Source organism: Tepidamorphus gemmatus (assembly GCF_004346195.1).
GTDB classification, from domain to species: Bacteria; Pseudomonadota; Alphaproteobacteria; order Rhizobiales; family Tepidamorphaceae; genus Tepidamorphus; species Tepidamorphus gemmatus.
The window spans coordinates 349,144-374,529 of record NZ_SMAK01000003.1; the positions used below are offsets into that span (position 1 = coordinate 349,144).

Consider the following 25,386-nt stretch of genomic DNA (forward strand, 5'->3'; position numbering starts at 1 on the left):
TGGCTCCGATGCCGGTGAGCGGTCGAACCTAGCGGGTCGCTCCGCCCGCCGACACCCGATTCCGCGATGCCGCCTCGTCAGGCGGCCGGACCTGCCCGCGCGGCCGCCAGCGCGCCCGCGAGCGCGCGGTGGAAGTCCGCCTTCTCGCCCGGCGACAGCCAGTAACCGATCTCGATGCCCTTGCCGTGCGAGATCAGCCACAGGCGGGTGATCTCCCCGTCCGCATCGCGGTCCGCGCCGAGCCGCACCCAGTAGGGGTTGAAGCTCCAGTCCGACTGCACGCCTCTGGCCGAGATGCGCCGGACCGTCAACTCCTCCGTGCTCAGCCGCAACAGTTCGCAGGCCCGCGCCGCCCTGTAATTGGCGCGAAAGGCGAACCAGATCAGCGCGATGTCGAGACCGAAGAAGCCGAAGACCGGCCAGGCGCCCATCGCCATGAACACGATGCCGGCACCGAAGCCGACGGTCCCGACCGCCAGCATCAGCGCCAGGAAGCCGCGCTGCGACAGCGAGCGGTGCGGGGTGATCACCGCCGAGAAGATCTCGCGTCCGCGGACCGTTGGCTGATTGGCATCGACCATGTGCGCCAATATAGAGACGAAATGACGAAGAGACAGCCTGCCGCATCGTCCGCCAGAGCGCCGTCCGGCGCAAGGGGCCGGACCGTGCGCGCGCCGGCGAAGCGCCGCCGCGTCGACTGCCTGCTCGCTCCGGAGGAGGTCCACCGCCTGTTCGCTGCGCTGCGTGCGGCCAACCCGGCGCCGAAGAGCGAGCTCGAATATGTCAACCCCTACACGCTGCTGGTCGCCGTCGTGCTCTCCGCCCAGGCAACCGATGCCGGCGTCAACAAGGCGACCCGCGCACTGTTTGCCAAGGCGGATACGCCGCAGAAGATGCTGGCGCTCGGCGAGGACGTGGTGCGCGAGCATATCCGGACCATCGGGCTGTTCCGTACCAAGGCGAAGAATGTCATCGCCCTGTCGCGGCGCCTCGTCGAGACGACGGGTGGCGAGGTGCCGCGCGACCGCGCGCTGCTCGAATCGCTGCCGGGCGTCGGCCGCAAGACCGCCAATGTCGTCCTCAATGTCGCCTTCGGCGAACCGACGATCGCAGTCGATACCCACATCTTCCGCGTCTGCAACCGCACCGGACTGGCGATCGGCCGGACCCCTCTCGAGGTCGAACGGGTGCTCGAGCGGGTGGTGCCGGACGAGTTCCGCCTGCATGCCCACCACTGGCTGATCCTGCACGGGCGCTATGTCTGCAAGGCGCGCCGGCCCGAATGCGGCCGCTGTCCGATCCGCGAGATCTGCCGCTATCCCGACAAGACCGTCTGAGGGAGGTCTGCCGCGCGTCCGATCCGCCGGTGCAACCGCACCATCAGTGAGGTGGCGAACAACGGCGTCAGCAGGTTGACGATCGGGATCGACACCATCAGCGCGACGAGCAGCCCGGCCAGGAACACCCGGCCGCCATTGGCGCGGCGCAGGTTGCGCGCGTCCTCGTAGGATCGGTAGCGCAGCGCGGCGAGCTCGAAATACTCGCGTCCGAGCAGGTAGGCGTTGGCGAGGTAGAAGGCGACGAGATTGACGCCGGGCACCAGCAGCAGCACCAGCGCGATCAGGTTGGCGAGGATCACCAGTCCGGAGAACTTCAGCGACAGCACGACCGACTGGCCGATCGGCAGCGCGACGCCCGGCCGATCGCCGGGGAAGGCGGTCGTCTCGACCGTCTCGGCGATCTCGTCGAGATGGAGTCCGGCGACCAGCGAGGTCACCGGTGCGACGAGGAACACCATCCCGACCAAAAGGCCGGCGCCGGCCAGCCAGTCGACCAGCGTCTCGAGCCAGCCCCACGGCAGCACGAGATACGAGCCGATCACCGAGACCAGCAGCAACCACAGCCCGACGAGAACCGCGATGGTCAGCCCGAGCGAGCGCAGCAGCACCCGGCGGAACGGCGCGGAGACCACGTCGGAAAGCGCGGCGAGCGCGTCGGCAATCATCGGCTCGGCATCCTGTCGGGTTGGCGGCGCCCGGACGGCGATCCGATCTCACATAGGCAGCGGCCGGGCCGGCTGCAATCGCGCAAGGCTGCGGCGCACCACCTCGCTGCGGGCTGTCGAGCCTCGCCGCGGCGCAACCGGCCGAATGCTGACGAATTAGAAAGGGGAAGAAGGTTGGAGCGGGCGATCGGGATCGAACCGACGACATTCAGCTTGGGAAGCTGACGTTCTACCACTGAACTACGCCCGCACCGCCGACACAACAACGTCCAGCGACGGCGAAGTCAAGAGGCCGGATGCGCGCTGCCGTGCCGACGCGGCAGGGCAGCGCGCTCGGGCCGCATCAATCGAACGTGATGCCGGGACGATCCCGCTCGGGCTTTGCTGCGCCGCCTCTTCTGTTACCTTCTGCCCGCTCCAGCATGATGACGGCCTTTGCCGATGAACGACCTGTCCCATTCCGCCGACTTCGTCCCGCTTGATCCCAGGAAGTTCCGCCACCCCGCCATCACCGCGAAGGGGGAGCGGCGGGCCAGCGTCGCGCTGAAGCGGCTGGAGACGCTGTGGTTCAACACCGGCACGCTGTGCAACATCACCTGCGCCAACTGCTACATCGAGTCGAGCCCGACCAATGACCGCCTCGCCTATCTGACCCGGGCGGAAGCCGCCGCCTATCTCGACGAGATTGCCCGGCTCGGTCTGGGAACTGCGGAAGTGGGCTTCACCGGCGGCGAGCCGTTCATGAATCCGGAGATCCTCGGGCTGCTCGAGGAGGCGCTGCGGCGGGGGTTCCGCGTCCTCGTCCTGACCAACGCCATGCAGCCGATGCGCCGGCCGCGGATCGCCACCGGCCTGCTGCGCCTGCGCGAGGAACATGGCGGACGGTTGCTGCTGCGGATCAGCCTCGATCACCCCACCGCCCGGCTGCACGACTCAGAGCGCGGTCAAGGCAGTTTCGACAGGACCGTTGCGGGGATCGACTGGCTGGTCGCCAACGGCTTCTCGATCGCCATCGCCGGCCGCTCGATGTGGGGGGAGGCCGAGCCCGCGGCGCGGGCGGGCTATGCGCGGCTGTTCGCCGAACGCGGCTGGCCGCTGGATGCCAGCGACCGCTCGGCGCTGGTGATCTTTCCGGAGATGGACGCGCGGCGCGACGTGCCGGAGATCACCACGGCCTGCTGGGGCATCCTGAAGGTCTCGCCCGACACGATGATGTGTGCTACCAGCCGCATGGTGGTGAAGCGCAAGGGCGCCGCTCGGCCGGTGGTCGTGCCCTGCACGCTCCTGCCCTACGAGACGGCCTTCGAGATGGGATCGAGCATCGCCGAGTCCCTCGCCGCCGACGGCGGCATGTTCGAGTCGGGTGCCGTTCGGCTCTGCCATCCCCATTGCGCGAAGTTCTGCGTGCTGGGCGGCGGATCCTGCGCGCCGGGCTGACCGGGATCGGTCACCGGACGGCGAACCCTCGGGATTGCCCCCGGCGGCGACCCGCCGCAGTGGCTCGACCTGCGCTGCATCAGCCACGCAGCTTTGCCGTACCAAGCCTTGACGGACGACGCCGTTTCGATCCCAATTCCCGCCGATGCGATGGCCCGGCGCCGGTGTCGGGACGAAGGGGGAACGATGCTGCGATTCGCCGCAAACATCTCGACCATGTTCACCGAGCTGCCGTTCCGCGCCCGCTTCGCGGCAGCGCGAATGGCCGGCTTCCCGGCGGTCGAGTTCCAGTTTGCCTATGATCACGAGCCGGGCGAACTTGCTGCCGAGCTGCAGGTCAACGGTCTCACCCAGGTGCTGCTGAACACGCCGCCGGGCGATTTCGAGGCGGGCGAGCGGGGGCTCGCGGCGCTGCCCGGTCGCGAGCTCGCCTTCGAGACGGCGATGGAGAAGGCATTCGCCTATGCCGATGCGCTCGGCTGCACCATGATCCACGTCATGGCCGGTATCCCGGATGTCAGTGTCGATCCCGACCGGGCGATGCGGACCTTCGTGTCAAACCTCCAGCAGGCTGCCGCCGAGGCGAAACGGCACGGCGTGACGCTGCTGATCGAGCCGATCAACCGGCGCGACGTGCCGGGCTATTTCCTGTCCCGCAACGAGACCGCCCGCCGGGTCATCGAGACGGTCGCCGCCGACAATCTCGGCCTGCAGTTCGACGTCTATCACCGGCAGATCGTCCAGGGCGACCTCGTTCACGGCCTGCGCGAGGATTTCGACATCATCCGCCACATTCAGATCGCGAACCCGCCGGAGCGGACCGATCCGGGTCAGGGGGAGATAAATTTCGATTGCATCTTCAAGGAGATCGCGGCGCTCGGCTACAAGGGCTGGATCGGCTGCGAATACACCCCGAAGGGCCGCACCCTCGACAGCCTTGCCTGGTACGAACCGTTCAGGCCGTTGCGCAAGCCGTCCTGACATCGGCCCTGGACCGCATGGCGGCCGGTCAGGGTGCTGCCCAGACCGGCCGCAGCGGGCCTGCTTCCTGTGATCCGGACCAGCCGTCGTCGCAGATCATCCCGGCGGCGATCCGTCCGAGAGCGATGCAGGATTTCGCCGCATAGCCATTGCAGCCGAGCGCGATGCCGATCCGCTCCCAGCCCGGCACCCGGCCGATGAACGGGCGGCCGCTGACTGTTTCGACAAGGGCGCAGGGCTCGGTGCGCCAGCGCGCGGCCGACAGCGCGGGAAACACCGTCAGCACCTCCGCGCGGATGCGCCGCGCTTCCTCCTGCGAGCCGCCGGACTGGAACCAGTCCCGCACCGCCGCACCGTCGGGCAACGGGCTGTCGATGCAACCGTTGCCGGCCTTCAGCCACAGCCCGCCGCCCGGATAGGGCACCGGCGCCACACCATAGAAGGACGTGTCGGGCGCTGCCGGGTCGAGGCCGACAATGAAGCTCGGCATTGCCCGGAACTGCGGATCGTCCGCCGCCACCTCGAACAGTACGACGGTGCGGCCGACAGGCTTCAGGTCCGGCAGCACCGGCACGAGCCGGCGGTCGCGGGCATGCGGACCGGTCGCGACCAGCACCCGCCCGCAGGCGACCCGCTCGCCCGACGCCAGGGCGACCTCGGCCCCGCCCGGACCGGTGGCCACGGCCGTCGCTTCCGTCTCGATCAGCCTGGCGCCGGCGCGCAGCGCGGCCACCTTCAGCGCCGCGACCTTGCGGCGCGGATTGACATGGCCGGCCGGTGCGGCTTCCCAGAGCACCGCGACGCCCTCGTGCGTTGCGAAGGCCGGGCAGCGGGCAGCCAGCTCGCGCCCGTCGATCTCCTCGACCGCCGCGCCGAGCGCCCTGGCGGCTGCCCGCGCCCGCGCCAGTCCCGGCGATCCGGCCGGCGCGACGCGGACGGACCCGACCGGATGATGGAAGCGGATGCCGCTCGCCGCCTCGATGTCGGGGTAGCAGGCGATCGATTCCGCGGCCCAGCCCGCCCACAGCGGGTCGGGATCGGCGATCCGCGTGATGCGCCCCTCGTCGTAATGGCTGGCGAAGGGCCCAGTGGCCGTGGCCTTGTCGTCAGGCTCGCGCGGACCGATCAGCGTGACCGAGACGCCGGCCCTGGCCAGAGCCAGCGCTGCCGAGGCGCCGATCATGCCGGCGCCGATCACCACGATGTCGGGGCGCATCATCCGGAAGCGTCCTGTACCGCCGGTCCATCGGGCGGATCACGGCGCGGCGGCGAGCCGCTCGGCCCTTTGCCGCTCCACTTCCTGGCGCTTGGTGATCAGCGACGCGGAGACGACGCCGACCGTGACGACGGCGATCAGCACCGTCGAGACGGCGTTGATCTCGGGCGTCACCCCGAGCCGGACCGATGAATAGATCCGCATCGGCAGCGTCGTCGCCCCGGGCCCGGTGGTGAAGCTGGCGATGACGAGATCGTCCAGCGACAGGGTGAAGGCCAGCATCCAGCCCGCGATGACAGCCGGCAGGATGATCGGCAGGGTGACGACGAAGAACGTCTTGAAGGGCGGACAGCCGAGATCCATCGCCGCTTCCTCGAGCGAACGATCGAAGGTGACGAGGCGCGACTGCACGACGACCGCGACGAAGCACATCGAGAAGGTGATGTGGGCGATGGTGACGGTCCAGAAGCCGCGATCGAAGTTGATCGCGACGAACAGCAAGAGCAGCGACAGGCCGGTGATCACTTCCGGCATTACCAGCGGGGCATAGACCATGCCGGAGAACAGCGTGCGGCCGGCGAAGCGCCCGTGCCGGACGAGCGCGATCGCCGCCAGCGTGCCGAGCACGGTGGCGATCGAGGCCGACAGCAATGCAACCCGCAGCGTCACCCAGGCGGCGTCGAGAAGCTGCTGGTTCTGCAGCATCGCCACGTACCATCGGGTCGACCATCCGGCCCAGATCGCCACGTTGCGTCCGGCGTTGAACGAGTAGATCACCAGCAGGATGATCGGGATGTAGAGGAACGCGAAGCCGAGCGTGATCGACACCACGTTGAACAGGGTGGGGCCCTTCCTCATCGCTCGCGCTCCTGCTGGCGCTGCTGCATGTTCTGGAAGATCACGATCGGCACGACCAGGATGAGAAGCAGCACGACGGCAACCGCTGAGGCGAGCGGCCAGTCGCGGTTGGCGAAGAACTCCGCCCACAGCGTCTTGCCGATCATCAGCGTGTCGGAGCCGCCGAGCAGATCGGGGATGACGAACTCGCCGACCGCCGGGATGAAGACGAGCAGGCAGCCGGCGATCACGCCGGGCAGCGACAGCGGGAAGGTGACCACCCAGAACGCCTTCAGCGGCGGACAGCCGAGATCGGCGGCCGCCTCCAGCAGCGTGTCATCCATCCTCTCCAGCGCGGCATAGAGCGGCAGCACCATGAATGGCAGATAGGAATAGACGATGCCGATATAGACAGCGGTGTTGGTCGACAGGATCGTCAGCGGACTGTCGATCAGGCCGAGCCATGACAGGAAGGAGTTGAGCAGGCCCTCGCGGCTGAGGATGCCAATCCAGGCGTAGACCCGGATCAGGAAGCTCGTCCAGAACGGCAGGATGACCAGCATCACGAGCGTCGGCCGCCACGCCCGCGGCGCGCGGGCCATGCCGTAGGCGATCGGGTAGCCGATCGCCAGCAGCAGCGCCGTCGACACTCCGGCGATCCACAGGCTCGACAGGTAGGAGCGGATGTACAGGTCGTCGGTGGTCAGGAAGACGTAGTTGTCGAAGGAGAGCTGCCTGATGCTCTCCCACAGTCCGGAAAGCCCCTCCGCCAGGTCAAAGACTGGCACATAGGGCGGCATCGCGATCGCTGTCTGCGACAGCGAGATCTTCAGGACGATCAGAAACGGCGCGAGAAAGAAGGCGAGCAGCCAGAGATAGGGAACGAGGACGACGAGGCCCTTCGCGCGAACCGGGGATCTGGAGCCGGTCTCGGCCATCGCGCCCCTCACTTGGTCAGCACGATGCCGGCATCGTCCGGCCAGGACACATACACCGTATCGTCCCAGCCGATCGGCCGCTCGACGAGCCGGGTCTGGTTGGCGACGGCGGACTTGATGATCTGCCCGCCCGGAAGCCGGACGTGATAGATCGACAGGTCACCGAGATAGCCGATGTCCCAGACCTCGCCCTTCACGCAGTTGCGCGTTGCTGCCTCGGGCGCGTCGAGCGAGATGCGCATCTTCTCCGGCCGGATCGCAAGCCACGCCGTGTCACCCGTCGTCGCGGGCAGGTCGCCGTCGTGGATCGCCACGATCGGACATGGCACGTCGTTGCTGACGAGTTCCACGTCGTTCCTGCCGATCCGGCTGATCCGGCCTTCGAGGAAGTTCACGTTGCCGATGAAGTCGGCCACATAGCGCGAGTTCGGATACTCGTAGATCACGGCCGGCGTTGCCACCTGCACCAGCTTGCCGTGGTCCATCACCGCGATCCGGTCGGACACGGTCATCGCCTCCTCCTGGTCGTGGGTGACGATGACGAAGGTCAGGCCGGTCTGCTGCTGCAGGTCCATCAGCTCGAACTGCGTCTCCTCGCGCAGCTTCTTGTCCAGTGCGCCGAGCGGCTCGTCGAGCAGCAGGACCTTCGGGCGCTTGGCGAGCGAGCGGGCGAGCGCGACGCGCTGGCGCTGGCCCCCCGAGAGCTGGTGCGGCTTGCGCCGCGCGAAGGGCTCGAGCTTGACCAGCTTCAGCATCTCCGCGACGCGCGCCTCGATCTGGTCTCTCGGCAAGCCGTCCTGCTTCAGCCCGAAGGCGATGTTCTTCTCCACGCTCATGTGCGGGAACAGCGCATAGGACTGGAACATCATGTTGACCGGGCGCCGGTGCGGCGGCACCGTCGAGATGTCGCTGCCCTCGAGCAGGATGCGGCCCTCGCTCGGCGTCTCGAAGCCTGCCAGCATCCTGAGCAGCGTGGTCTTGCCGCAGCCGGACGGGCCGAGCAGCGCGAAGAACTCGCGTTCGTAGATGTCGAGGCTGAGACTGTCGACCGCGACGAAATCGCCGAACCTCTTGGTGACGCCCTCGAAGCGGATGAACGGCCGGGCGGCCGGGTCCTCCCAGGGCGCGAATGCCCGCTTGATCGGCCCGATGGCCTTCGCCGCCATGTCGTCCCCCGCTTGCGGCCGCAACTGTCAGTCCCGACGTAAAGCGGGCCGGATCGGGATCCGGCCCGCCACTGCCCTGATCAGCTCCCCGACTTGATCCGCGTCCAGGCCCGCGTCACCACCCGCTGCGTGCGCGGGTCGTAGGGCGTGGTCGTGTAGAGTCGCTTCATCGTCTCCTCGTCCGGATAGATCGCCGGATCACCGATCACCTCCTCGTCGAGGAACTGCTGCGATCCCTTGCTGCCGTTGGCGAAGTACACGAAGTTCGAATTCTCCGCCGCGATCTCCGGATCCATCATGAAGTTGATGAAGGCATGTGCCTCCTCGACATGCGGCGCGTCAGCGGGAATCGCGAAGTTGTCGAACCACATCATCGCCCCCTCCTTGGGGATGACGTACTCGATCTCGACGCCCGCATCCGCTTCCGCGGCGCGGTCGCGCGCCTGCAGCACGTCGCCCGACCAGCCAACCGCCAGGCAGATGTTTCCGTTCGCCAGCGCCTCGATATATTCCGAGGAGTGGAACTTCTGGACGTAGGGGCGAACCGTCTCGATCAGCTTCGCCGCGGCCTCGATCTCGTCCGGATCCTTCGAGTCGGGGTCCTTGCCGAGGTAGTTCAGGGCCGCAGGGATCAGTTCGTCGGCCGCATCCAGGAAATAGACGCCGCAGTCCTGGAACTTCGAGATGACCTCCGGCTTGAACACCATGTCCCACGAATTGACGGGCGCGTCGGGCATCCGCTCATTGATTTTCGCCACGTTGTAGCCGATGCCGGTCGTGCCCCACATGTAGTTCACGGCATACTTGTTGCCCGGGTCGTACTTGGCGAGCCGCTGCTCGATCTCGTCCCACTGATATTCGAGGTTGGGCAGTTTCGACTTGTCGAGCGGCTGGAACACGCCGGCCTGGATCTGCCGCATCAGGAAGGTGCCGGTCGGCACCACCACATCGTAGCCGGTGCCGCCGGCGAGCAGCTTGGTTTCCAGGATGTCGTTGGAATCGAAGACGTCGTAGACGACCCGTATCCCCGTGGCCTTGGTGAACTTGTCGAGCACCTCCGGCCCGATGTAGTCGGACCAGTTGTAGACATGGACCACCCGATCCTGGGCGGCGGCCGCGGCTGTCAGCGCGATTCCGGTTGCCAGGGCGGTGGCGAGTGTCTTGAGGATCATCATCGTCTCCTGTCCGGTTGGCGGTCGGTCATTGAGGCGGAGCCGTCTGGCGCGGCCCTTGACGTCGCGGTCGGGGACATCAAATCCCCGAACACGCCGCGGTGCAACAGGAAGCGTCCCGCAGCGCCGCTAGAGATAGGTCTCGTACTCGAGCGGCGAGACATAGGACTCGAAACCGGCCAGCTCCTGCCGCTTGATCTCGGCATAGAAGTCGCGCCATCTGGCGCCGAACGCCTCGGCGACCCAATCGGATCGCTCGAAGCGTTCCAGCGCATGCCGCATCGATGGCGGCAGCGGCTCGGTGGCCACCGCCTTCACGTCCCCATCGACGGGCGCCGGCAGTGGCAGGTCCGCGGCAAGGCCGCGCTCGATGCCGGCGAGGATCGCCGCCAGCACCAGCTGCGGATTCGCGTCGGCGCCTGCCACACGGTGCTCCAGTCGCCGCGCTGGCCCGGACCCGCGCGGAAGCCGCACCGCGACGTAGCGGTTGTTCTCCGCCCACAGCGCCTTCGACGGCGAATAGGCGCCGTTGAGGCGACGGAAGCCGTTGTAGCTCGACACCAGCATCAGCGTCGCAGCATGCATGGTATCAAGCAGCCCGGCGACCGCACGCCGCAGCAGCGTCTCGCCGTCCGGGCGCTGGCCGAACACGTTGCGGCCGTCGCCATCGACGAGACTGACATGGGCGTGCATGCCGTTGCCGGCTCGATCGGCGAACGGCTTGGCCATGAACGAGGCGCGCAGGCCGCGCCGACGCGCCACCTGCCGGATGATGCGGCGCAGCAGGAGCGCCTGGTCCGCCGCCGCAAACGGATCGCCGACATGCACCAGATTGATCTCGAACTGGCCTGGTGCGGCCTCCGAGATGATGGTGTCGGTGGGCACGTCGAAGGCCTGTGCCGCCTGCTCGATCTCGGCGAACAGGTCGCCATAGGCCCTGAGGTCGGAGACGGAGTAGATGTTGGTGCGGTCGGGGCCGAGCCCTTCGATCACCGGCAACGGCGCGCCGCCGCGCCGGACCTCGGACGGCCGGGTGTCGTCGAACAGGTAGAATTCGAGCTCGAAGGCGACCACCGGCCTGAAGCCGCGCGCGGCGAGCCGATCCACCGCCGAGGCGAGCACCGTACGCGGATCGGCGAAGAACGGCGAGCCGTCCTCGTCGTCCATGCGCAACATCACCTGCGCCGTCGGCCGCGCCGTCCACGGCACCCGCCGGAGACTGCCGGGTACGGGCCGGCAGATGCCATCACGGTCCCCGGTCTCGTGGTAGAGGCCCGTCGCGACCACGTCGCCGCCCCAAGCGTCCAGGGCGAACACCGACTTGGCCAGCGCCAGGCCGTCGCGGAACAGGCCCTCGAGATGGCCGACAGGCACCCACTTGCCGCGGAACACGCCGTTGGTATCCGGCAGCAGCAGCTCCACGATCTCGATGTCGGGGTTGGCGGCAAGAAAACGCGCGGCCTCGCCAACCTGGGGCAGCGGTTCGAGTCGGGGCTTGGGATCTGCCATGCGGCGGGCTGGTTGCGACGCGATACGGATTCTGGAATGATCGACCCCGATTGTGATCACGCGAGAGAGGGCTGTCAACGTGACGGAGGCGAAAACCGACACGCTGATGCGCGAGACCATGCACGAGCGGGTCTACCGCGAGTTGCGCGCTCGGCTGATCGGCGGACGGGTCGTCCCGGGGCGGCCGGTGACGCTGCGCGGGCTGGCGGCCGAACTCGGCGTCAGCCCGATGCCGGTGCGCGAGGCGGTCAGTCGTCTGGTCGCGGAGCGGGCGCTGGTGATGACCGCCAACCGCCGGATCGCGGTGCCGCAGATGACGCAGGCGCGCTTCGACGAGCTGGTGATCGCCCGTGAGCGGCTGGAGCCGGAGGCCGCCCGGCGCGCCCTCACCACCCTGACGCGCAGCGACGTCGCACGGCTCAGGAAGATCGACGACGAACTCGAGCGGCATCTGGCCAATGGCAATGTCGAGGGCTACGTTGCGGCCAATCACGCGTTTCACTTCGCCATCTACCGGGCCGTTCCCTCCGATGTCCTGGTGCCGCTGATCGAGAGCCTGTGGCTGCAGTTCGGGCCGTTCATGCGGCTTGTCTACGGCCGCGTAGGCACCGGTTGGCTGGTGGATTATCACGAGCAGGCGATTGCCGCGATTCTCGCCCGCGACGCCGACGCGCTGGCCGAGGCGATCCGCTCGGACATTCTCGATGGCATGCGCCACATCGGCTCGAGCGTGTTCGAGGACGCCGCCGAACCTGGCCTCAGGCTGCGTGCGCGTTGAACGGCGAGCCGATTGACATTGCGGTTTTGTGATCACAGAATCCGCGACACTGTTCTGAGACACTGTTCTGACAAGGAGAGGTGCCCTTCGTCGCGGGCCGAGGGTCTGCGGCGCGCCGGGCCACGGTCATGCCGAGAAAGAAGGTCGCCCAGACGACGCTCGATTCCCCGCGCGGGGTAGCCTCCGCGGAGGAGGCGAAGGCATGGATGGCGTCGCGCCGCATCGACGACGTCGAATGTATCGTGCCGGACCAGTCCGGGGTGGCACGCGGCAAGCTGATGCCGGCCTCGAAGTTCTTCACCGGCCGGGTCATGAACATGCCGGAGTCGATCTTCTATCAGACCATCACCGGCGACTATCCGCAGCTGGCCGATGTCGCCAAGCTCGATTCCGCCGACGGCGACCTGCAGTTCAATCCCGACTTCTCGACGCTGTGCATCGTCCCCTGGGAGGACGAGCCGACGGCCCAGGTCATCCACGACGCCTTCCACCGCGACGGCCGCCCGGTCGAGCTTGCGCCGCGCCACGTGTTGAGGCGGGTCCAGCGCGCCTTCGAGATGCGCGGCTGGAAGCCGGTGGTGGCGCCTGAGATCGAGTTCTACCTCGTCAAGCCGAACACCGATCCGGACTATCCGCTGGAGCCGCCGATCGGCCGGTCCGGCCGGGCCGAGACCGGGCGCAAGTCGTTCTCGATCTCGGCGGTCAACGAGTTCGATCCGCTGTTCGACGACATCTACGACTATTCCGAGGCGCAGGGTCTGGCGATCGACACGCTGATTCACGAGGAGGGCGCCGCGCAGATGGAGATCAACCTGCGTCACGGCATTCCGCTCGAACTCGCCGACCAGGTATTCCTGTTCAAGCGGACGATCCGCGAGGCGGCGCTGAAGCACAACATCTATGCCACCTTCATGGCCAAGCCGATCGCCCACGAGCCCGGCAGCGCCATGCATATCCACCAGTCGATCATCGACGAGGAAACCGGCCGCAACGTCTTCTCCAACGAGGATGGCGACCCGACGCCGGAATTCTTCTCCTTCATCGCCGGCCTGCAGGAATATCTGCCGGCGGTCATGTGCATGCTCGCCCCTTACGTGAATTCCTATCGGCGCCTGGCGCGCTTCACCGCCGCACCGATCAACATCCACTGGGGCTATGACAACCGTACCGTCGGCATCCGGATTCCCCCCTCCAAGCCGGAGGCCCGGCGCGTCGAGAACCGGGTACCGTCCTCGGACGCCAATCCCTATCTGGCGATCGCTGCCTCGCTCGCCTGCGGCTGGCTCGGCATCGAGAACGGCCTGACGCCGAGCGAGCCGATCAAGGGATCGGCCCGCCACCTTCCCTACGACCTGCCGCGCGGCCTTCTGGAGGCGGTCGCCGCGTTCGAGGAATGCGAGCCGCTGCGCGAGGTCTTCGGCGACACCTTCGTGACCGTCTACGCAGCGATCAAGCAGGAGGAGTTCGAGACGTTCATGCGGGTGATCAGCCCGTGGGAACGCGAGCATCTGCTGCTCAACGTGTGAGCCGCCATGTCACATCCGGCTTTCATCATCCCGGAGGGAGCAGGCGAATGCGCGCCCAGGTCCGGGATCGGGATGCAGCGACCGTCGGCGGCGTCCCGGATCCGGTTCGATCGGCCGCGAGCCGATCGCCGGGATGACGAGGGATCCCTAACGAACCGACGCTTCGGCATCAGACACCGGCAGGAACCGACATGACCCACGCCCCGAATCTCTCCACCGCCGACTACCAGCGCATCGACGCCGCCCACCACCTGCATCCCTTCACGGATTTCAAGGCGCTGAACGCGGAACGGTCGCGGGTGATGACTCGTGGTGACGGGGTGTGGATCTGGGACACCGACGGCAACCGCTATCTCGACGGCATGGCCGGGCTGTGGTGCACCCAGATCGGCCACGGCCGCCGCGAGATCGCCGATGCCGTGCACCGGCAGATGCTGGAGCTCGAGTTCTACAACACCTTCTTCAAGACGACGCATCCGCGCGCCGCGGAACTGGCCGAAGTGCTCGCCGAGCTGACCCCCGAGGGGCTCAACCACGTCTTCTTCACCGGCTCCGGCTCCGAGGCCAACGATACCGTCTTCCGCATGGTCCGCCGCTACTGGACGCTTGCCGGCAAGCCGGACAAGCAGATCATCATCGGGCGCAGATATGGCTATCACGGCTCGACCGTGGCCGCCGCCGCGATGGGTGGCATGGCCGGCATGCACGAGCAGGCCGGCATGGTGCCCGGCGTCCATCACATCACCCCGCCCTACTGGTTCGACTTCGGCGGGGACATGAGTCCGGACGAGTTCGGAATCTGGGCGGCGCGGGAACTCGAGCGGGCGATCGACGAACTCGGCGAGGGCAATGTCGCCGCCTTCATCGCCGAGCCGATCCAGGGCGCCGGCGGCGTGCTGATTCCGCCGGAGACCTATTGGCCGGAGATCCGTCGCATCTGCGCCGAACGGGAAATCCTTCTGGTCGTCGACGAGGTGATCTGCGGTTTCGGCCGGACCGGCAACTGGTTCGGCTCCGACACCTACGGGTTGAAGCCGGATCTGATGCCGATCGCCAAGGGGCTGTCGTCGGGATATCTGCCGATCGGAGGCGTGATGGTCTCCGATCGAGTCTGCGAATATCTGATCGGCGATGGCGGCGAATTCTTCCATGGCTTCACCTATTCCGGCCATCCCGCCTCCTGCGCGGCCGCGCTCGCCAATCTCCGGATCATGCGCGAGGAGAAGGTCGTCGAGCGTGCGGCGAGCGAGGCGGCGCCGTATCTGCAGGCGAAATGGCTCGCCTTCGCCGACCACCCGCTGGTGGGCGAAGCGCGCATGAAGGGGCTTGTCGGCGCGCTGGAACTCGTTCCCCGCAAGCCGAGCCGCCGCGACCGCTTCGCACCGGTCGGCGACGTCGGCACGATCGCCCGCGACATCTCGTTCAACAACGGTCTCGTCATGCGTGCCGTGCGCGATGCCCTGATCATCTCCCCGCCGCTGGTCATCACCCGCGAGGAGATCGACGAGCTCGCAAGACGCGTCGAGAAGACGCTCGACGACACCCATGCGGAGCTGAAGAAGCGGGGCTGGCTCGTCTAGTCTCGTCCGCGAGGGACCGGTGCGCTCGTCCTGCCGTCATCCCGTTCCGTCTCAACCCGGAATCGGCGCTGCCGACCCTGGCGATCGGCGCGCGGTGCGCTTGGGTGCGTGGTCTGCCGATCCCGGGGCTCCGCGTTGCTCTGCCCGGGATCGCGGCAACGGGGCGGGCATTCCTCGGGGCACGGCGTGCCGGCTGCGAACAAGTTCGCCATGACAGCCCCCTATCCCCCCGATTCCTGGTACGTCGCGACGGCCGATCTGCTGCCGCCATTTCCGGCGCTCGATGGCGATACCGACGCCGATGTCGCCATCGTCGGCGGCGGCTACACTGGCCTGTCGGCGGCGCTGCATCTGGCGGAGCGGGGCGTCGATGTGGTGCTGCTCGAGGAGAATCGTGTCGGCTGGGGTGCCTCGGGGCGCAACGGCGGCCAGCTCCATTCCGGCCAGCGTCGCGACGTGGCGTGGCTGGAGCGGACGCTGGGGCGCGAGCAGGCGCAGCGTCTGTGGGCTCTGGCCGAGGAGGCAAAGGCGCTCGTCCATGACCTGATCGCCCGCCACGCGATCGAGTGCGCCTGGCGGCCGGGCCTGTTCCACGCCGTTCACAAGCCGCGCCACGTCGCCGGCGAACGCGCCTATGTCGAGAAGCTCAGGCGCGACTATGCCTATGCCGACATCGCCTGGGTCGAGCGCGACGCGCTGGCCGAGGCGCTCGGCACGGCCGTCTATTTTGGCGGCTGGCGCGACGCGGGGGCGGGGCATCTGCACCCGTTGAACTTCGCGTTGGGCCTCGCGCGTGCCGCGGCCGGCGCCGGCGCGCGCATCCATGAGGGCGTCCGCGTCCGCAGGCTCGAAGCCGCCTGCGGCCGCCATCTGCTGACCACCGCCACCGGTCGGGTGTCCGCCGAGACGGTGATCCTCGCCGGCAACGGCTATCTCGACGGCATCGATGCAGACCTGGAGTCGCGCGTGATGCCGATCAACAACTACATCCTGACCACCGAACCGATCGGCGCGGGCATTCCGGGCGGCATCCTGCAGGGCGGCGAGGCGGCCTCGGACTCCCGGTTCGTCGTCTATTACTGGCGGCCGACCGCCGATGGCCGGCTGCTGTTCGGCGGCGGCGAAACCTATTCGCGGCGCCATCCGGCTGATATCCGTGCCTTCGTGCGTCGTCACATGCTGCGGCTCTATCCCCGGCTCGAGAGCGTCCGGATCGACCACGCCTGGGGCGGAACGTTGGCGGTGACCGCCCGGCGCCTGCCCTATCTGCGCCGCCACCGGCCCGGCGTCTATGTCGGCGCCGGCTTCTCCGGTCAGGGCGTCGCCATCGCGCCCTATGCTGGCCGGATCCTGGCCGAGGCGATCCTTGGGTCGCCCGGCCGGCTCGATGCCTTTGCCGCCTTGCCCTGTCCGCCGTTTCCCGGCGGCAGATGGCTGCGGGCTCCGACGCTCGTCGCGGCGATGACGTGGTTCGCCCTCCGTGACCGGCTGTAGGCCGCACGACAGGAACGCGCGGACCCGCGGTTCATGACGTCCGCCATCGCCCGCCGTGACGGCGGGCGAGCTCGTCAGCGCGAGACGCCTGGTGCACCCTTCCGCCAGTCGCGATGCTTTGCGCTGGCGCCGATCGCGGCGGCGGACTCGGTCAGCTTGACCGATCAGGCCGTCATCGCCGCCGGTGCCGGGAAGATCACGACCAGTTCCCGTGCGCTCGTCCCCTTCCCTGTCGGCGCGGCCCGCTACACGACGTTCGTCGTCGCGTACCGTCGTCGGCGGGCCCGGCGTGACCGAGGATGGGCCTGCCCGTGGCGGTTCAGTTGGGCTGTGTCGTCGGGCGCACCACGATCTCGGTCGGGCTGACGCGCGGCGGCTGCGTCACCGCGTAGAGGATCGCCGCGGCGATGTCGGCCGGGGACAGCGGTGTCATCGATCCCATGAACTGTTCGAACGAGGCCTTCATCGTCGCATCGGGGATGTGGGCGGTGATCTCGGTCGCGACGAAGCCGGGCAGGATGGTGGTCACCCGGGTGCCATCGGCAATCAGCTCCTTGCGCAGCGTTTCCGCGAAGACGTGGATCGCCGATTTCACCCCGGCGTAGACGGCATTGCCCGGGGTGCAGAAGCGGGCGCCGAGCGAGCCGATGAAAACCAGATGGCCGCCCCCCGTCGCCCGCATCGGTTCGATCGCTGCCCGGGCGGCCAGGACGGGGGTGAGGAAATTGAGATCGGTCATCCGCCTGAGGTCGGCCGGATCGGCGGAGCGCAGTGGCGAGGACAACATGGATCCGGCATTGTTGACCAGGATGTCGAGCCGGCCGTGCCGTCGGGCGACATCGGCAACGACGCCGGCCAGCGCCGAGGGATCGTAGAGGTCGGCCGCATGCACACTGGCGCCGCCGCCGATCTCGGCGGCCAGAGCCTCGAGCCGCTCGCGGCGGCGAGCGACCAGCGCCACACGCGCACCGGCGGCGGCCAGCGCGCGGGCCGTGGCTGCGCCGACACCGGCGGAGGCGCCGCTGACGATCGCCACACGTCCGTCCAGCCGAGCCTGCTGCGAACCCATGTGTACCTCCTATCAGAACAGTCATTCGCCGTTCAGAACAATCTGTTGCTGATTAGCGAGGCAGGACTGGCATTGTAAAGTGCAAACCGGCTGCACAGCGTGAACCAGCGCAACCGACGGGTCGCGTCCGACAGGACTTGACGGCACCGCCCACAGCGGCCGCGAATGAGCGAACCGGTCACATGAGAAGACGAAGCTTCGGCGTGAACTTCGAGGCAGGGATCACCCCAAGCCGTTGCGCGCGCTGCGCCGTCGTCCCGAGGCGCCCGTCGAGACGGTCGATGCCGCTTGGATCGCGCCAGACCAGATCGGTGCCCGGTGGGGTACGGTCAGCTCCCGAACCCTGAACGCAGAGGCCGATCCGAGGAATCGCGGCCGGTGCGCAGTCGCCTTCCGAATCCCGGATGGCGAGCACCACGCTGTGTCGGGCGTATGCCGCAAGATCGTTCCGACCCGTTAGCTGGTGTTCGGCTGGGCCTGGCGGATGATGCCCGCGCGCCAATCGCAGCGCCCTGTCCGTCTCGCTCCCGATGGCGATGCCGGCGGCCGCCGCCGATCACCACGAAGCCGGCAAGGGCGGCGTCGGTCGTGATCGGCGTCAGATGCAACGCCCACCGTCCACCTCGAGCGCCACCCCGGTGATGAATTCCGCCTCGTCGGAGGCAAGCCACAACGCCGCATTGGCCACGTCGCGCGGCGTCGACAATCGGCCGAGCGGGATGGTGGAGATGAACTGGGCCCGCTTTTCCGGCGTGTCCTCGCCCATGAACAGGTGAAGCATTCCGGTCTCGCCGGCGACCGGACACAGGCAGTTGACGCGGATCCTCTTCGGCGCGAGCTCGATTGCCATCGACTTGGTGGCGGTGATCACCCAGCCCTTGGTGGCATTGTACCAGACCAGTCCGGGGCGCGGGCGGATGCCGGCGGTCGAGGCGGTGTTGATGATGACGCCGCCGCGCTCCGCCATCATCGGCACGGCGCGGATGCAGGCGAGGTAGATCGCCTTGGTATTGACCGCGAGCACCCGGTCGAACGTCGCCTCGTCGACCTCGGTCATCGGCATGTTGCGGTGCGAGGCGCCGGCATTGTTGACGAGAATGTCGAGCGGTCCGTACTGGGCGGCCGCCTTCAGCATCGCGTCGATGTCGAGCGGGTCGGTGACGTCGGCCTCGACCGCGACCGCGTTCGCACCGATCTCGCCGGCCACCCGCTCGGCGCCCTCGCCGTTCATGTCCGCGACCACGACGCAGGCCCCTTCCTCGGCGAACCGCTTGGCCATGCCCTCGCCGAATCCCGATGCCGCCCCGGTGATTACCGCAACCTTGCCCTCCAGCCGTCCTGCCATGCCTGCGCCTCCCTGACGTGGTCGCAACCCTCAGCCGCGGACCTGTCAGGCTCTTAACCGGTTCGATGCGGCGAGAAAAGCAGCAGCTGTTGCCCCCGCCGATCGGCATTGGTCGCCCCGTCGATTTTCAATCATTCGATTGACTAATTCAATCGAACGACATAGAGTCGCTGCGTGGAGTTTCCGCCAATGACCGACGACTCCGAGATCCCGTCGCCGCAGGGCGCACCCCGTCGCCGCGCCTCGCCACGCGTGTCTGGCCGCGCCGCTGGAGCGACCCGCGACCGGCTCATCGATGCCGCACTCGATGCCTTCGGCCGATACGGCTTCGATGCCGCCTCGACCCGCGAGATCGCTCGCCTTGCCGGGACCAACCTTGCGGCAATCCCCTACCATTTCGGCGGCAAGGAGGGCCTGCACATCGCCGTCGCCCGCCATATTGCCGACGAGGTGCATGGCAGGCTCGGTGGCGTCGTCGATCAGGCCGAGGCGGCGCTCTCGGCGGGCACCATCGACCCGCCGGCGGCGCGCGTCATGCTGCATGCTCTCCTCGACAGCGGCGCGGCGATGATCCTCGGCCATCCCGAGGCGGCGCGCTGGGCGCCGTTCATCATCCGCGAGCAGGCGCAACCCTCGGCCGCCTTCGACGTGATCTATGACGGCTTCATGGGTCGCGCCCATGTGGTGGCGACCCGACTGTTCGCGATCGCCACCGGCCGCCCGGCCGAGGCTGAGGCGACGATCGTCCGGGTGTTGGGGCTGTTCGGGCAGCTGATCGTGTTCCGGATGGCCCGGGCGCTGGTCGAGCGGCGGCTCGGCTGGACAGACTACGGGCCAGGCGAGATCGCGCTGGTGACGGCGATGCTGCACGAGCATCTCGACGCCATGCTCGATGCGCAGCGCGAGGCGGAGGCGAAGCGATGACGGGGCTGCGCATGCTCCTGCTCGGCCTTGTTGCCGCCGGTCTCGGCGGCTGCTGGTGGGATGAGCCGGCCGGCACGTTCCAGGGGTATGTCGAGGGGGATTTCCTCGATGTCGGAGCCGAGGAGACGGCGCGTCTCGTTGCGCTCGAGGTGCGGCGCGGCGATCAGGTCGAGGCCGGTGCGGTGCTGTTCCGCCTCGATGATGCCGATGCCGCCGCCGAGCGCCGCGAGGCGATCGCACGGCTCGACCAGGCGCGCGCCCAGCTCGCCGATCTGCGCACCGGCAAGCGTCCGGAGGAACTCGCCGTGCTCGAAGCCCAGGCCGAGGAGATCGCGGCGAGCCTGGACCTCGCCGAACGCGACCTCAAGCGGTACGAGACCCTGCACGAGGCCAGCGTCGTTTCGGACGCGCGGGCCGAGACGGCGCGCGAGCGCTTCGCGGTGCTCAGCGCCCGTCTCAAGGCGATCGAGGCGCAGCTCGAGGTGGCGAAACTCCCCGCCAGGCCAGACGCCATCGCGGCCGCCGGCCAGAATGTCGCCGCAGCCGAGGCCGTACTGGCCAGAATCGACGCCCGGCTTGCCCGGTTGAACGGCATCGCGCCGATGTCGGGCAGCATTCAGGACATCTTCTTCGAGCCTGGCGAGGTGGTTCCCGCAGGCCGCGCCGTGGTGTCCCTGCTGCCGCCCGAGAATCTGAAGGTGCGCTTCTTCGTTCCCGAAACCGACCTGTCGCGCGTCGTTCTCGGCGGCCGCGTCGACATCGCCTGCGATTCCTGTGTCGAGGCCATTCCGGCGCGCGTGAGCTTCGTTGCCCGCGAGGCCGAGTTCACGCCGCCGGTGATCTACTCGGTCGAGGCACGCGCGAAGCTCGTCTACATGGTCGAGGCGACCCCCGACGACGTCGGGCCGCTGAAGGTCGGCCAGCCTGTCGATGTGCGGCTTGCGCCATGACCGCCACGCCCAGTCCCGCCGACAACGGCAATGCCATCTCGGTCAGGGGGCTGACCAAGCGGTTCGGGTCGAAGACCGTCGTCGACCATGTCGATCTCGATGTCCGCCGCGGCGAGATCGTCGGTTTCCTCGGCCCAAACGGATCAGGCAAGACCACGACCATCCGGCTGATCTGCGGGCTGCTCAGCCCGGATGCCGGCGAAGGTGTCTGCCTCGGCTACGACATCCGCACCCAGTCGGCGCTGATCAAGGCCGAGACCGGGTACATGACCCAGCGATTCTCGTTCTACGAGGATCTGACCATCCGCGAGAACCTCGATTTCGTCGCCCGGCTCTACGACCTGCGACCGCGCCGCGAGACCGTCGACGCGACACTCGACCGCCTCGGTCTCGCCGACCGCCAGCATCAGCTCGCCGGCCAGCTGTCGGGGGGCTGGAAGCAGCGGCTGGCGCTGGCCGCCTGCGTCATGCACCATCCGAAGCTGCTGCTCCTCGACGAGCCGACGGCCGGCGTCGATCCCAAGGCGCGGCGCGAGTTCTGGGACGAGATCCACGATCTTGCCGCCGGGGGTCTGACGGTGCTGGTCTCGACCCATTACATGGACGAGGCGGAACGCTGTCATCGCATCGTCTACATCGCCTACGGGACGATCGTCGCCCGCGGCACGGTCGACGAGGTGGTGGCAAGCTCCGGCCTGAAGACCTGGGTGATTCGCGGCGACGGCTCGGCCCGGCTGATGGCGGAGCTGCGCCGTCTGCCCGGTGTCGAGCAGGTTGCCCCGTTCGGTACCGACATCCATGTGGTCGGCTCCGATGCGGCTGCCCTCGAGACGGCTGTCGCCACGATCGCCCGCCAACACGGGCTGAAGGCCGCCCCGGGCGAGACCAGCCTCGAGGACGTCTTCATCCGCCTGATGACCGAAGCCCAGGCTCGGGAACGGTGATGCGCACCGCCTGTCCGCCGCGCCACCGGCCTGCGCTCGGCATCGGACGCCCAGGCCCGTCGGGAGCGTTCGCATGAGCCGTGCTGTCTCGCTGTCGCGCATCAGCGCGATCCTCCTGAAGGAACTGATCCAGATGCGGCGCGACAGGTTGACCTTCGCGATGATGGTCGGCATCCCGATCGTGCAGCTCGTCCTGTTCGGCTTCGCCATCAATACCGATCCGAAGCATCTGCCGGCGGCAGCGATCGTCGAGGATGCCAGCCGCTTCGGCCGGGCCGTCCTTGCTGCGATGCGCAACTCCCGCTACTTCGATTTCGTCGCCGATGCCGAAAGTGAGGCTCGCGCCGCCGACATGCTGGCGCGGGGCGAGGTCGCCTTCGTCGTCACCGTGCCGGCCGATTTCGGCCGCGATCTCGTCCGCGGCGCGCGGCCGCAGCTGCTGCTGCAGGCCGACGCCACCGATCCGGCGGCCGCCTCCAACGCGGTCGGCGCCATCGCCGAGATCGTCCGCTCCGGACTCGCCCACGATCTCAGGGGACCGTTCGAGGCGCTGAAGGCGGGGCAGCCGCCGGTCGATGTGGTGGTCCACCGCATGTACAACCCCGAGGGCATCACCCAGTACAACATCGTTCCCGGTCTGCTCGGCGTGGTGCTGACCATGACCACGATCCTGATGACGGCGATGGCGCTCACCCGCGAGCTCGAGCGCGGCACAATGGAGAACCTGCTGGCAATGCCGGCCCGGCCGGCCGAGATCATGGTCGGCAAGATCCTTCCCTATATCGGGCTCGGATTCATCCAGGTCGGCGTCATCCTCGCTGCCGCCTGGACGATCTTCACCGTGCCGATGCTGGGCTCCCTCGCCGTGCTGCTCATTGCCCTCCTCGTCTTCATCGCCGCCAACGTCACGCTCGGCTACACCTTCTCGACGCTCGCCCGCACGCAGATGCAGGCGATGCAGATGACGTTCTTCTTCTTCCTGCCGTCGATCCTGCTGTCGGGCTTCATGTTCCCGTTCCGCGGCATGCCCGTCTGGGCGCAGTGGATCGGCGAGGCGCTGCCGCTTACCCACTTCCTGCGCATCGTCCGCGGCATCGTCCTGAAGGGCAACGGGATGCCGGAAATCCTGCTGGAACTCGGCGCCATCGCAGCCTTTCTGGCCGCCGTGGCGACGATCGCGCTGCTCCGATACCGCCGCACGCTGGACTGATCCGGCATCGGCCCATCCATTCCGGTCGCGGGCCGGCCGGGATGGCCGTCAGGCCGGCCCGCGATCGGGAGGGCGCCACGGTCCGCGCAGACGCTTCCCGATTTCGGCCGCTGGCTTCGTCTCGGCCTGAGGGACAGGGTTCATGCCGGCGACGACGAGGTGAAGCCTTGCATGTCGAGGCGCCTGCGCAGACGCATGCCCGTCCCTAGCCGTGCCGGAACACCACCGTCTTCGTCGTCGAGAACTCGTAGAGCGCCTCGAAGCCCTTCTCGCGGCCGTGGCCGGATTTCTTGCGGCCGCCGAAGGGCAGCTCGATGCCGCCGCCGGCGCCGTAGCAGTTGACGAACACCTGGCCGACCTGAAGCGCCTTCGCCACGCGCATCTGCCGACCGCCGTCCGCGGTCCACACGCCGGCGACGAGGCCGTACTGGCTCGCATTGGCGATGCGAATCGCGTCCGCTTCGTCCGCGAAGGGGAGTGCGGCCAGCACCGGCCCGAACACCTCCTCGCAGGCGAGCCTCGCATCCGCCGGCACCGGGCCGAACAGGACCGGCGCGGCATAGAAACCGCCCTTCGGCGCATCGGCGGCGATCCGGCCCTCGCCGATCAGCGGCAGGCCGGCAGCCTTCGCCTCGGCCACGAACCGCGCCACCCGGTCGCGCTGCCGGGCACTGATCAGCGGCCCGAGGTCGAGATCGGCCTGGTGCGGGCCGGCGACGAGCGCGGCGAAGCGGCCCGCGAGATCGGCGGTCACCTCGTCCCAGATCGATTCCTGGACGAGCAGGCGACTTCCCGCCGAGCAGGTCTGGCCGGCATTCTGGATGATCGCGTTGACGGCGATCGGCAGCGCCGCATCGAGATCGGCATCGGCGAACAGGATCTGCGGCGACTTGCCGCCGAGTTCCAGTGTTGCGCTGATATGGTTGCGGGCGGCCGCCTGCTGCACCAGCGTGCCGACCTCCGGCGAGCCGGTAAAGGAGAGGAAGTCGATGCCGGGATGGCCGGCGAGCGCCGCGCCGGCCTCCTCGCCGAGCCCGGTCACGACATTGATGGCCCCGGCCGGGAACCCGACCTCCAGCGCCAGTTCGGCGAAGCGCAGCACCGACAGGCAGGCGTCCTCGGCGGGCTTGATCACGCAGGCATTGCCCATCGCCAGCGCCCCGCCCACCGAGCGGCCGAACATCTGGGCCGGATAGTTCCACGGGATGATATGGCCAGTGACCCCGTGCGGCTCGCGCAGCGTCAGCGCCATGTGGCCGGCGAGGAACGGCAGAGTGTCGCCATGGATCTTGTCGCAGGCGCCCGCATAGAACTCGAAATAGCGCGCCGCGGCCGTCATGTCGGCCCGACCCTGCCGCATCGGCTTGCCGGTGTCGCGGGATTCGAGCGCGGCCAGTTCGTCGAAATTGTCGAGGATCGCACCGGACAGCTTCATCAACAGTCGGCCGCGCTCGGCGGCGTCAAGCCGGCCCCAGGCACCGTCGAAGGCGGCGCGCGCCGCCGCCACTGCCCGGTCGACGTCCGCTGGTCCCGAGCGCGGGATCGTGGCGAAGGGTTCGCCATCCGAGGGACAGATCACCGCGAGCGTCCGGCGGTCGGCGGCCGGCGAGATCTCTCCACCGACGACGTTGCCCCAGACCTTCGTGTGCGAACGCGATTCGGCTGCCGCCGTCATGTCTTTGACCTCCGCAGTCGCGCGCGATGATGGCACGATAGGACGGCAAATGGCTGGCAACAAGGCGGTTTCGCCGCTACCCGACCCGCCGAAATGGAACAGGCAGCATCCCCCGATGCTGCCTGTCACCCTCGCTCCGGTACTGTCCCCGTCCCGGCGCTGTCCCGTGGTGGTTACCATGTCGTCGCACGGAGGTTAAGACGCCGTTAACACGATTGCCCTGCGCCGGCGACAGCGGCCGCCCCGGCTGGCGGTCGGTCTCGATCACGGCAACCCTCCGATCCCCGTCCCCCGCGTTCTGGCCGGCGAGACATGCGTTACCTTAGCCTTCTTCAATTTCCTCGTCGGCTACCTGATCCTGCATCGCCAGCGGCCGGGGCTCGTCTCGCCCGGTCTCTGCGTCTGCGCCATCGCGCTGCACCTCACGGTCGCTGATCTCGGCCTCCTCCAGGATCACAGGAAGGACTGCCGGCGCCACATCCGTTGGCTCCTTGCAGCGGCTGTCGTGGCCGGCTGGCTCGCGGGCGTGCTGATCGGACTGAGGCCGATCGGCATCGGTTTCCTGTTTGTCCTTCTGGGTGGTGGCGCGGTAGGGACGCCGCACCCCGGCCTGCCACGGCCTTGCGCCTG

General features: G+C 68.2%; 23 protein-coding genes and 1 tRNA gene. 11 read left to right on the forward strand and 13 right to left on the reverse strand.

The window, feature by feature from the left end:
• Positions 1 to 77: 77 nt before the first annotated feature.
• Complete coding sequence (locus EDC22_RS07055; protein WP_132805905.1) at positions 78 to 581, reverse strand: DUF2244 domain-containing protein; 504 nt, start codon at positions 579 to 581, stop codon at positions 78 to 80.
• 21 nt (positions 582 to 602) lie between these two features.
• On the opposite strand from EDC22_RS07055, the gene nth reads away from it, so the two are divergent.
• Positions 603 to 1,337 carry an endonuclease III gene (nth, locus tag EDC22_RS07060; RefSeq protein WP_132805906.1) on the forward strand — a complete coding sequence of 245 codons (735 nt, stop codon included), beginning with the start codon at positions 603 to 605 and terminating at the stop codon, positions 1,335 to 1,337.
• Here nth and EDC22_RS07065 read toward each other — a convergent pair.
• Both EDC22_RS07065 and EDC22_RS07070 read right to left on the reverse strand, forming a co-directional pair.
• Positions 1,316 to 2,005: a sulfate transporter family protein gene (locus EDC22_RS07065; RefSeq protein ID WP_132805907.1), complete on the reverse strand. Its 690-nt coding sequence runs from the start codon at positions 2,003 to 2,005 to the stop codon at positions 1,316 to 1,318. The two genes, nth and EDC22_RS07065, sit on opposite strands and share 22 nt — an antisense overlap.
• Before the next feature lie 175 nt (positions 2,006 to 2,180).
• A tRNA-Gly gene (locus EDC22_RS07070) sits at positions 2,181 to 2,255 on the reverse strand.
• Positions 2,256 to 2,446: 191 nt separating this feature from the next.
• On the opposite strand from EDC22_RS07070, the gene EDC22_RS07075 reads away from it, so the two are divergent.
• Both EDC22_RS07075 and otnI read left to right on the forward strand, forming a co-directional pair.
• A complete protein-coding gene (locus EDC22_RS07075) occupies positions 2,447 to 3,442 on the forward strand; it encodes a radical SAM protein (protein WP_132805908.1) in 996 nt (331 codons plus the stop codon).
• A 186-nt stretch (positions 3,443 to 3,628) separates the two neighbouring features.
• Entirely contained in the window at positions 3,629 to 4,423 is a 795-nt protein-coding gene (gene otnI, locus EDC22_RS07080) for a 2-oxo-tetronate isomerase (protein ID WP_132805909.1), read from the forward strand.
• Between the two features lie 28 nt (positions 4,424 to 4,451).
• Here otnI and EDC22_RS07085 read toward each other — a convergent pair whose 3' ends face one another.
• The 6 genes from EDC22_RS07085 to EDC22_RS07110 all read right to left on the reverse strand — a co-directional run bounded on the left by EDC22_RS07085 (position 4,452) and on the right by EDC22_RS07110 (position 11,261).
• Complete coding sequence (locus EDC22_RS07085) at positions 4,452 to 5,642, reverse strand: NAD(P)/FAD-dependent oxidoreductase (RefSeq protein WP_132805910.1); 1,191 nt, start codon at positions 5,640 to 5,642, stop codon at positions 4,452 to 4,454.
• Positions 5,643 to 5,678: 36 nt separating this feature from the next.
• Entirely contained in the window at positions 5,679 to 6,497 is an 819-nt protein-coding gene (locus EDC22_RS07090; RefSeq protein ID WP_132805911.1) for an ABC transporter permease, read from the reverse strand.
• Positions 6,494 to 7,414 (reverse strand): ABC transporter permease subunit, encoded by a 921-nt coding sequence (locus EDC22_RS07095; RefSeq protein ID WP_132805912.1) that lies wholly within the window; start codon positions 7,412 to 7,414, stop codon positions 6,494 to 6,496. Before EDC22_RS07095 ends, EDC22_RS07090 begins: the two co-directional genes overlap by 4 nt.
• Positions 7,415 to 7,422: 8 nt before the next feature.
• Complete coding sequence (locus tag EDC22_RS07100) at positions 7,423 to 8,580, reverse strand: ABC transporter ATP-binding protein (RefSeq protein ID WP_132805913.1); 1,158 nt, start codon at positions 8,578 to 8,580, stop codon at positions 7,423 to 7,425.
• An 80-nt stretch (positions 8,581 to 8,660) separates the two neighbouring features.
• Positions 8,661 to 9,755 (reverse strand): polyamine ABC transporter substrate-binding protein, encoded by a 1,095-nt coding sequence (locus EDC22_RS07105; protein WP_425385516.1) that lies wholly within the window; start codon positions 9,753 to 9,755, stop codon positions 8,661 to 8,663.
• A 126-nt stretch (positions 9,756 to 9,881) separates the two neighbouring features.
• Entirely contained in the window at positions 9,882 to 11,261 is a 1,380-nt protein-coding gene (locus EDC22_RS07110; RefSeq protein WP_132805915.1) for a glutamine synthetase family protein, read from the reverse strand.
• A 79-nt stretch (positions 11,262 to 11,340) separates the two neighbouring features.
• On the opposite strand from EDC22_RS07110, the gene EDC22_RS07115 reads away from it, so the two are divergent.
• The 4 genes from EDC22_RS07115 to EDC22_RS07130 all read left to right on the forward strand — a co-directional run bounded on the left by EDC22_RS07115 (position 11,341) and on the right by EDC22_RS07130 (position 16,639).
• Entirely contained in the window at positions 11,341 to 12,039 is a 699-nt protein-coding gene (locus tag EDC22_RS07115; RefSeq protein ID WP_245499670.1) for a GntR family transcriptional regulator, read from the forward strand.
• Positions 12,040 to 12,167: 128 nt separating this feature from the next.
• On the forward strand, positions 12,168 to 13,565 hold the full coding sequence (locus EDC22_RS07120; RefSeq protein ID WP_132805916.1) for a glutamine synthetase family protein: 1,398 nt from the start codon (positions 12,168 to 12,170) through the stop codon (positions 13,563 to 13,565).
• Positions 13,566 to 13,756: 191 nt separating this feature from the next.
• The gene (locus EDC22_RS07125; RefSeq protein ID WP_132805917.1) at positions 13,757 to 15,145 is read left to right on the forward strand and encodes an aspartate aminotransferase family protein; all 1,389 of its coding nucleotides are present in this window, start codon (positions 13,757 to 13,759) and stop codon (positions 15,143 to 15,145) included.
• A 210-nt stretch (positions 15,146 to 15,355) separates the two neighbouring features.
• Positions 15,356 to 16,639, forward strand: a complete 1,284-nt coding sequence (locus EDC22_RS07130) for an NAD(P)/FAD-dependent oxidoreductase (RefSeq protein ID WP_132805918.1) — start codon at positions 15,356 to 15,358, stop codon at positions 16,637 to 16,639.
• A 319-nt stretch (positions 16,640 to 16,958) separates the two neighbouring features.
• Here the strand turns inward: EDC22_RS07130 and EDC22_RS07135 are convergent, their stop codons facing one another.
• A complete protein-coding gene (locus tag EDC22_RS07135) occupies positions 16,959 to 17,708 on the reverse strand; it encodes an SDR family oxidoreductase (RefSeq protein WP_132805919.1) in 750 nt (249 codons plus the stop codon).
• A 598-nt stretch (positions 17,709 to 18,306) separates the two neighbouring features.
• On the reverse strand, positions 18,307 to 19,053 hold the full coding sequence (locus tag EDC22_RS07140) for an SDR family oxidoreductase (RefSeq protein WP_132805920.1): 747 nt from the start codon (positions 19,051 to 19,053) through the stop codon (positions 18,307 to 18,309).
• A 189-nt stretch (positions 19,054 to 19,242) separates the two neighbouring features.
• On the opposite strand from EDC22_RS07140, the gene EDC22_RS07145 reads away from it, so the two are divergent.
• From EDC22_RS07145 to EDC22_RS07160, 4 genes are all read left to right on the forward strand, one after another.
• Positions 19,243 to 19,977 carry a CerR family C-terminal domain-containing protein gene (locus tag EDC22_RS07145; RefSeq protein WP_132805921.1) on the forward strand — a complete coding sequence of 245 codons (735 nt, stop codon included), beginning with the start codon at positions 19,243 to 19,245 and terminating at the stop codon, positions 19,975 to 19,977.
• Positions 19,974 to 20,927 carry an HlyD family secretion protein gene (locus EDC22_RS07150; protein ID WP_132805922.1) on the forward strand — a complete coding sequence of 318 codons (954 nt, stop codon included), beginning with the start codon at positions 19,974 to 19,976 and terminating at the stop codon, positions 20,925 to 20,927. Before EDC22_RS07145 ends, EDC22_RS07150 begins: the two co-directional genes overlap by 4 nt.
• Complete coding sequence (locus tag EDC22_RS07155) at positions 20,924 to 21,871, forward strand: ABC transporter ATP-binding protein (protein ID WP_132805923.1); 948 nt, start codon at positions 20,924 to 20,926, stop codon at positions 21,869 to 21,871. The genes EDC22_RS07150 and EDC22_RS07155 overlap by 4 nt, the downstream gene beginning before the upstream one ends.
• Before the next feature lie 73 nt (positions 21,872 to 21,944).
• The gene (locus EDC22_RS07160; protein WP_132805924.1) at positions 21,945 to 23,081 is read left to right on the forward strand and encodes an ABC transporter permease; all 1,137 of its coding nucleotides are present in this window, start codon (positions 21,945 to 21,947) and stop codon (positions 23,079 to 23,081) included.
• A 205-nt stretch (positions 23,082 to 23,286) separates the two neighbouring features.
• Here EDC22_RS07160 and EDC22_RS07165 read toward each other — a convergent pair whose 3' ends face one another.
• Together EDC22_RS07165 and EDC22_RS07170 are read right to left on the reverse strand one after the other, a co-directional pair.
• Positions 23,287 to 24,756, reverse strand: a complete 1,470-nt coding sequence (locus tag EDC22_RS07165; RefSeq protein ID WP_132805925.1) for an aldehyde dehydrogenase family protein — start codon at positions 24,754 to 24,756, stop codon at positions 23,287 to 23,289.
• A gap of 322 nt (positions 24,757 to 25,078) precedes the next feature.
• On the reverse strand, positions 25,079 to 25,360 hold the full coding sequence (locus EDC22_RS07170) for a hypothetical protein (RefSeq protein WP_132805926.1): 282 nt from the start codon (positions 25,358 to 25,360) through the stop codon (positions 25,079 to 25,081).
• Positions 25,361 to 25,386: the final 26 nt, after the last annotated feature.